Genomic DNA, 7,171 nt, shown 5'->3' on the forward strand with positions numbered 1-7,171 from the left:
CAATACTTATGATGAATTGAAATGGGAGGAAATGCAAATGAAAAGTGTTGCTTTAATTACTGAATACAATCCATTTCATAATGGGCATGTGTATCACGCAGAATCTTCTAGAGAAATAGCGGATAGTGATGTTGCGATTTCTATCATGAGTGGTTCATTTACAATGCGTGGAGAACCTGCAATTTTAAATAAATTCAAGCGTGCTGAAATGGCGATTCAATACGTAGATTTAGTTATAGAATTACCACTTGTTTATGCAATCTCTTCTGGTGATTTATTTGCTAAAGGTGGTGTTCACATAGCAGAACATCTTCAATGTGATGCTTTATCTTTTGGAAGTGAATCTGGAAATATAGATGATATTAAAAATGCGATTAAACAAATTGAACAAGTGACTAATGATGAAAGATACCAAAGTATGATTAAAGAAGGAAAATCTCATCCAAGAATTATAGCCGAATTAGTTCAAGACACGAAATTACTAAAAGGCTCTAATAACCTTCTTGCTATAGAATACGTTAAACACATTATGCAAAATAACTTATCTATCAATCCCCTCACCATTCAAAGAAAAGATAATATGTATTTAGATCCAGAATTAAACAAAACGACACATATTTCGAGTGCAACTTCTATTCGTAATGCATATTTTAATGATGAAGATAATTATAAATTCAGTTTACCTGAAACAAGTTATGACATTTTAAGTCAATCTAAAGGTTTGAATTGGGAACATTTTTTTCCACTCTTAAAATGGACAATATTAAGAGCAACACATGATGAGTTACGAAAAATATATATGATGACTGAAGGATTAGAATTTAAAATAAAAAAAGATATAAAAGAAAGTACAAGTTTTGAAATGTTTGTAACACATTTAAAATCAAAAAGATATACTTGGACTAGAATACAGCGCTTATTAACAGCAATATTGTTAAATATTAAAACTGAAGATGTCTTAAATTACGAACCTTCAGCAATACGTGTATTAGCAATGTCACAAAAAGGACAGGCATATTTAAAAACAATCAAAGATAAATGTCCTTTACCTATAATTACTAATGTAAATAAACAGTCAGCATCCTATTTTGAAAATGAAATAAAAGCAACAGAGCTATATCAATTTATTTCCGGTGAAACAGCAACAGACTTTAATCAACCAGTACATATTAAAAAAAGCAAGTAAACCAGAATTCTAATTTATTTCACTAGATTTCTGGTCCACTCGCTTAAGATTAGCTAAATATACAAACAAACTTTCTGAAAGCATGACAGTTATCATGCTTTTTTATTATGATTCTTTATTCTTAATTTTTTCTTTTAATGCTTTGTTGACATTTTCAGGTACGAATTCTGAAATATCACCGTTAAATTGTGCTACTTCTTTTACGACACTTGAGCTAATAAATGAATAATTATTATTTGTCATCATATATAATGTTTCAATGTCATCATCTAGTTTCTTATTCATAGATGTAAGTTGCATTTCATATTCAAAGTCGCTAACTGCTCTAAGTCCTCTTACGATTGTTCTTGCATTTATTTCTTTACAAAAATCAACAAGTAAGCCATGAAAAGAGTGGACTACGATATTCGGTACATCTTGTACCGCTTCTTCAATTAAAGCTACACGTTCGTCAGTTGAGAATAGACCTTTTTTAGAAGCATTCTGTAATACTGATACATGGATCTCATCAAATATTTTTGCACTTCGTTTAATAATATCAATATGCCCTAATGTAATTGGATCAAAGCTTCCTGGAACAACTGCTATTCTTTTAGTCATTGTTTTCTCCTTTTGTTAGCAACATTACATGAGTTAGTCCATATTCGTATTTCTTCAGAACTTCAAACTCACCAGTTTCTATCTTTTCACTTTTATCAAATTCGCAAATTATTGTACCATTTACATTTAATAAGTCAAACGCTTGAATTTTATCTAAAGCCTTATTTATTAAATCTTTTTTATATGGTGGATCTAAAAATATATAATCAAATTTGATGTCTCGTTTATTTAAAGCTTTTAATGCTCTTATTGCATCATTTTTATAAACTTCGAATTGTGTATTTGGTATATGTAATGTATTTAAGTTTTCTTTAATCATTTTTGTAGCTTTAAAATTACCGTCTACAAAAATTACTTTAGTTAATCCTCTAGATAAACCTTCAATGCCCAATCCTCCACTACCTGCAAATAAGTCTAATCCAAGTCCTTCTATATCTTGAAGACCATTAAAGATATTCTCTTTTACTTTATCTGTTGTAGGTCTAGTAGATTGACCATCTATTGTTTTTATATGAAGTCGTTTATATTTTCCACCTATTACTCTCAACTTTAATCATCACTTTCTTTATTATTAATTATTATTTATACTTATCATTGTAGTATATTAACGAAAACGAGGGTTATAAAAATGAAACAATCATTTATCGTAATTGGTCACGGCTTAACAGATTTATTCGAATTTCAAACATTAATAGAATACAATCACGACCGTATTTCTGACATTTTAATGTTACACACACCGTTATCACAAGAAAAATTATCTTCTGCTTGCATCATTATGAAACCAACTAAAGATAAACATTTCCAAGCTATTTATACAATTTTAGATGGATTTAAATATCCTTATCCAGAATCTAATAAAAAATTCGATTTAATTAACGAATGGGCAAATGAATACGATATCCAAATTAAAGGATTGGATGTAAAGTCTCGCTCAGAGTTTGCAGAAGATGAACTTTATTTCGCTTACTTAAAAGGTGTATTAAGACTTGAGCGTTATTTACCACCATTGCAGTAATTTAAAAATTCAAATATTCTTTTTTATCAGTATTTATATTAGAATAATCTCTTTTAACATATTTAAATGGTGATACTTTAACATCTTTAACATATTTTAATTTCATGAGATGTTGTATAGTATCATCTATTTTATCTTCATTTGTATATAACATGACATATTGTTCTTTTTTATGAGAATGATATATATTGCCAAATTTACGCAATTGTCGTTCATGTTTCATATTTTTTAAATATACAATTATACTAATTCGTTCAACTAGCTCCATTACGATATCTCCTTAATCTTTTTATGTTTATATTAGCATTTTCTAGAGTACTATGAAAGAAGATAACTTCATAAGTTGTGTGACTTACTTTGCTATCGTATACCAATTTGATAGAATATAGATGCGTCTTCATTTGCATTTCGAAAGGATTGGATAAAATGTCAAAAATTAATTTATTAAAAACAACAGGTCTTATCGGAGGCATCGCGGCTGGTTCATGGATTGTTACAAAATCCACTTCAAACGTCAAACCACGTAAGATTAAACCATTCTTTACTCAACCAGCTCCGTATGTATTTGCACACCGTGGTGGGATGGCATTAAGACCGGAACATACACGTTTAGCTTTTGATCATGCATTAAAGTATGAAGTGACTGGATTCGAAGTTGATGTACGTCTTACAAAAGATGAAGTACTTGTCGTAATGCACGATGACACTGTAGACAGAACAAGTAATGGCTCTGGCTTTGTAGGTGAACATACATTAGAAGAATTACGTCAATTAGACTTTGGCTATCATTTTAAAGATATTAATAACGAGCATCCATATAGAGGTCACGACAAAGCAAAGATAGTGACTCTAACAGAGCTTTTAACTGAATATCCTGATATCTTAGTTAACATAGATATTAAAGATCATCCTGAGTCATATACAGGTAGTTTAGCACCTTCTCATCTATATAGAATCATTACTGAATTAAAGGCTGAGAATCGTGTTAATATCACAAGTTTTTATGACGAACAAATAGATAGATTTAATTTATATGCTCAAGACACTATTTCATTAGGTACTGGTCAAAATGAAGTAACAAAAGCATTTTTAGCTTATTACTCAGGTTACGGACACACTTATCAACCTAAAACAGATACATTCCAAATACCTACACAAGCAAAAGGACTTCCATTAGACTCTGAAGGTTTTATTCAATTTTTAACTTCACTTAATATTTCCGTTGCTTTTTGGGTAGTAAATCAAATCGATACAATAGATGATCTTATTCAAAAAGGTGCACATACTATTGTAACTGATCGTCCAGATACAGCGCATTTTCTAATAAATAAACAATATTAATAATATGAAGCTTGGAGTATATTTCCTAACTCAAAATAAATAAGCATATCACTTAACTGAATTCTTCAGTTTTATAGTGATATGCTTGTTTTTTTATAATATCTTACGATTTTGTACCTGCATGCTTGCCTAGGGTATGGCTCGAGCCTGTAGTCTCTCACGCATACTGTTCCCTCAGGCGTTAGTACTTACAAAATCGTTGATAATAATCATTTTATATAGAAAAATGAGATAAGTTGTAGATTAAGTTGGAAGTTAATCGAAGAGTTTGACCAAGTTGTAGATTAAGTCAGGAGTTAATCTAAGAGTTCTGCCAAGTTATAGATTAAGTCGGGAGTTAATCGAAGAGTCCTGCCAAGTTGTAGATTAAGTCGGGAGTTAATCGAAGAGTTCAGCTAAGTTGTAGATTAAGTCGGGAGTTAATCGAAGAGTTCAGCTAAGTTGTAGATTAATCCAGAAGTTAATCTACGATATTTCCAAAATCATTATTATAAAAAATAAGAGCAGAAATTCATTTTATTAATGAATTTCTGCTCTTATTAATAGATATTTTATGATGAACATCCACAAGATCCACCTGTAGCACAGCCTCCACCTTGACTATCACTACTGAAAAATGGATTACCTGTATCAACTTTAACGTTGTTAGAAATTGAATAAGATACAATGCTTATAACTTCATCTAACAAGTCCTGTAAAGCTGTTTCTTTTGTCTTAAAATTGGATACAACAGGATGCATTTCATATGCTCTTTTTTGTTGTCTCGTTTCTTTCATAACTCTACTATAATCAGGATGATATCTTCCAAATCTCAGACAATCATCGTAATGTGATTTAATTTGGTCAAACTTTTGTCTTAATATTTTCACTTCTAAATCTGTCTCAAGTTTATATTTTGCTTCTTGATACTCTTGATAAATGAGTGATTCTTTTATACATGAACTTAATTCATCAGATTGATCTAATATATTAACTGTTTCTACAGTAAACATAACATGATGCCTCCTTATTTTTTATTTTCTTTAAAAACAAGTGAATAGTATTCGCGTGAATTACCAGCACCAAATTCATCATATTGACTACCTAATAACTTTTCTCTATATGAATTATTATTCAACCAGCTGTTTACTAAAGTTGGTACGTCATAAAAATTATATGCTAAATTTTGATTTATTGTTTCGTATTCAATATTTTGATCGTTGATATGTTTCATTATACCATCTTCCAATGATTTAACAGCTTCTTCTTCTTCAACGTCATCTTCAATAGAATCAGCTTCCAATTGAGTGATATATGTCAATTGATCATTCATCTCTAATGGTTTAACACCCTTCATTTCTCTTATTTCATTAACGATTTCAAGAAGTGTTAAATCTTTATTAATGTGTGAATGGAAGTTTTGCTTATCAGATCGCTTAAGTTTCTTATCATGATCACTTGAGATTTTCGACATTGAAAATGGTGCATGTTCGATAACTACATCTGAGTCCATAAATTTCACGCCCATGACTTCATTTGTTTCACTATCGATTAATACTTGAGCATACACATTACCATATTTAATAAGCAACTGAGTCTTAATATCTCTTTCAGATAATTCAAGTTTATACTTACCATACGAACTATCAATAACAGGTTCCATATCTATATTCGTTCCATTAAAGAATTTCGTAGCCTCTTGTTTCATTTTTATTGGTGAAACATCAACTTTATTACCTGTAGCATATACGGATGATACTTTATTATTTTTAGCCGAAACTAAATAATAATGTTCTTTATTTTTAAAGACATAATTCTTTCTATCGTGCTCTGTCTTATATACCCTATCTGGTTCCCCTAAATCATCTATGACTTCGCCTATATCTTTATAAACATATGTACCAACGCCTTCTTTCAACTTAGCGTTGCCTGTTGATTTTTCAGCTTGTTGTTCATAGTAATTTTCATTTGCTTTATCATGAGAGTAATTTGGATTCTTCAATACATCAAATTCTAATTTAGGTGAATAGAATAAATAAAAGAGTACAATGATTAAAATAGTTATTGCTACAACTTTAATAATAATATTTTTCAACTATTTACCTCCTCTTTTATTCCTAATTATAATTATATCATTTTACAGTAAAACTTTTAGTTAAATCAATCGAAATCTTAATAATCTTATTAAATTTAAATGTACATTGCAACATTGAAGCTTTTATCATAAAATAAACTTAAAGGTACATAGAGGGAGGAAAAATACATGGTATTTGATAATACAAGTCTTGAAAAGGTTATCATTGAACAAGAACTATTAAAAGATGTTATGAATAAGCATGGTTTTGTAGCTGGTGGACATTGGGATTACGAACGTATCACTTATGATTTCAAATATGAAATCAGTGAAGGTATTTATTACTTAAGAATTCCAGGTTATGCACTTAAAGGGGACGTTGGTGCAAATAACGCAACAATTCAATTAATGGATCCTTATCTAGGTAAGCATTACTATCCAACAGGTGTTGAATACGGTGATGATGAAGTCTATCCAGATAATTTAGTTGCACATTGTAATTTATTAATTGAACGAATTACGTCAGATATTAAAGCATTAAATACATTAGGTGCTCATTAATTAAACAAATCCAAAAAGATATAAACGGAGACGTGATTTTTCACGTCTCTTAATTTATACATAAGTTCAGTAAAGAGGTAATAATTATGAAAAAATGGATAAACAAACGAAGCATTAGCATATTTATCATCATAATTTTATTAATTCTATTTATTTATTTTATTATACCCATTTCTATACCGTTAATTTTAGCATTTATTATTGCACTTGCATTTAACCCTTTAGTTAATAAATTATCGCAAAAAATCAATAGCCGTAAATGGAGTGTATCCATTATATACACTTTGCTGATTACGGTAACAGGATTTTTAATTTATTTATTTTTAACAAAATTAATTGATCAAATCGTCTTATTTATAAAAGACTTACCTAATAGAATAAATTTATTAATAAAAGTTATAGAACAGTACAA

At 29.5% G+C, this 7,171-nt stretch carries 10 protein-coding genes; 5 read left to right on the forward strand and 5 right to left on the reverse strand.

What is annotated here, in order from left to right; all coding sequences use genetic code 11:
* The first annotated feature begins 37 nt into the window (after positions 1–37).
* Positions 38–1,186 (forward strand): nucleotidyltransferase, encoded by a 1,149-nt coding sequence (locus CD129_RS12220; protein WP_115337593.1) that lies wholly within the window; start codon positions 38–40, stop codon positions 1,184–1,186.
* A gap of 105 nt (positions 1,187–1,291) precedes the next feature.
* Here the strand turns inward: CD129_RS12220 and coaD are convergent, their stop codons facing one another.
* A complete protein-coding gene (gene coaD, locus CD129_RS12225; RefSeq protein WP_078356830.1) occupies positions 1,292–1,786 on the reverse strand; it encodes a pantetheine-phosphate adenylyltransferase in 495 nt (164 codons plus the stop codon).
* Positions 1,779–2,333 carry a 16S rRNA (guanine(966)-N(2))-methyltransferase RsmD gene (gene rsmD / locus CD129_RS12230; protein ID WP_078356829.1) on the reverse strand — a complete coding sequence of 185 codons (555 nt, stop codon included), beginning with the start codon at positions 2,331–2,333 and terminating at the stop codon, positions 1,779–1,781. The genes coaD and rsmD overlap by 8 nt, the downstream gene beginning before the upstream one ends.
* Positions 2,334–2,414: 81 nt before the next feature.
* Between rsmD and CD129_RS12235 the strand changes: the two genes are divergently transcribed.
* A complete protein-coding gene (locus tag CD129_RS12235; RefSeq protein ID WP_115337594.1) occupies positions 2,415–2,804 on the forward strand; it encodes a DUF7147 family protein in 390 nt (129 codons plus the stop codon).
* Between the two features lies 1 nt (position 2,805).
* Here the strand turns inward: CD129_RS12235 and CD129_RS12240 are convergent, their stop codons facing one another.
* Positions 2,806–3,072: a DUF2129 domain-containing protein gene (locus CD129_RS12240; RefSeq protein ID WP_078356827.1), complete on the reverse strand. Its 267-nt coding sequence runs from the start codon at positions 3,070–3,072 to the stop codon at positions 2,806–2,808.
* Between the two features lie 158 nt (positions 3,073–3,230).
* Here CD129_RS12240 and CD129_RS12245 point away from each other — a divergent pair, with 158 nt between their 5' ends.
* A complete protein-coding gene (locus tag CD129_RS12245; RefSeq protein ID WP_078356826.1) occupies positions 3,231–4,145 on the forward strand; it encodes a glycerophosphodiester phosphodiesterase family protein in 915 nt (304 codons plus the stop codon).
* A gap of 551 nt (positions 4,146–4,696) precedes the next feature.
* On the opposite strand, the gene CD129_RS12250 is transcribed toward CD129_RS12245, so the two are convergent.
* Complete coding sequence (locus tag CD129_RS12250) at positions 4,697–5,137, reverse strand: YlbF/YmcA family competence regulator (RefSeq protein ID WP_078356825.1); 441 nt, start codon at positions 5,135–5,137, stop codon at positions 4,697–4,699.
* A gap of 14 nt (positions 5,138–5,151) precedes the next feature.
* Positions 5,152–6,219 carry a CAP domain-containing protein gene (locus tag CD129_RS12255; protein WP_115337595.1) on the reverse strand — a complete coding sequence of 356 codons (1,068 nt, stop codon included), beginning with the start codon at positions 6,217–6,219 and terminating at the stop codon, positions 5,152–5,154.
* A gap of 168 nt (positions 6,220–6,387) precedes the next feature.
* Between CD129_RS12255 and CD129_RS12260 the strand changes: the two genes are divergently transcribed.
* Both CD129_RS12260 and CD129_RS12265 read left to right on the forward strand, forming a co-directional pair.
* Positions 6,388–6,759, forward strand: coding sequence for a YugN family protein (locus CD129_RS12260; RefSeq protein WP_078356823.1), 372 nt, complete (start codon positions 6,388–6,390; stop codon positions 6,757–6,759).
* Between the two features lie 86 nt (positions 6,760–6,845).
* On the forward strand, positions 6,846–7,171 hold a 326-nt coding region (locus CD129_RS12265), incomplete at its 3' end, for an AI-2E family transporter (RefSeq protein WP_126577756.1).

This window comes from Mammaliicoccus fleurettii, assembly GCF_003970575.1.
Lineage (GTDB): Bacteria > Bacillota > Bacilli > Staphylococcales > Staphylococcaceae > Mammaliicoccus > Mammaliicoccus fleurettii.

What these genes read in the sequence shown, in the direction of transcription:
- coaD (WP_078356830.1), bottom strand. Translation starts at nt 1,786, where the DNA reads ATGACTAAAAGAATAGCAGTTGTTCCAGGAAGCTTTGATCCAATTACA.
- CD129_RS12240 (WP_078356827.1), bottom strand. Translation starts at nt 3,072, where the DNA reads ATGGAGCTAGTTGAACGAATTAGTATAATTGTATATTTAAAAAATATG.
- CD129_RS12250 (WP_078356825.1), bottom strand. Translation starts at nt 5,137, where the DNA reads ATGTTTACTGTAGAAACAGTTAATATATTAGATCAATCTGATGAATTA.
- CD129_RS12260 (WP_078356823.1), top strand. Translation starts at nt 6,388, where the DNA reads ATGGTATTTGATAATACAAGTCTTGAAAAGGTTATCATTGAACAAGAA.
- CD129_RS12245 (WP_078356826.1), top strand. Translation starts at nt 3,231, where the DNA reads ATGTCAAAAATTAATTTATTAAAAACAACAGGTCTTATCGGAGGCATC.
- CD129_RS12235 (WP_115337594.1), top strand. Translation starts at nt 2,415, where the DNA reads ATGAAACAATCATTTATCGTAATTGGTCACGGCTTAACAGATTTATTC.
- CD129_RS12220 (WP_115337593.1), top strand. Translation starts at nt 38, where the DNA reads ATGAAAAGTGTTGCTTTAATTACTGAATACAATCCATTTCATAATGGG.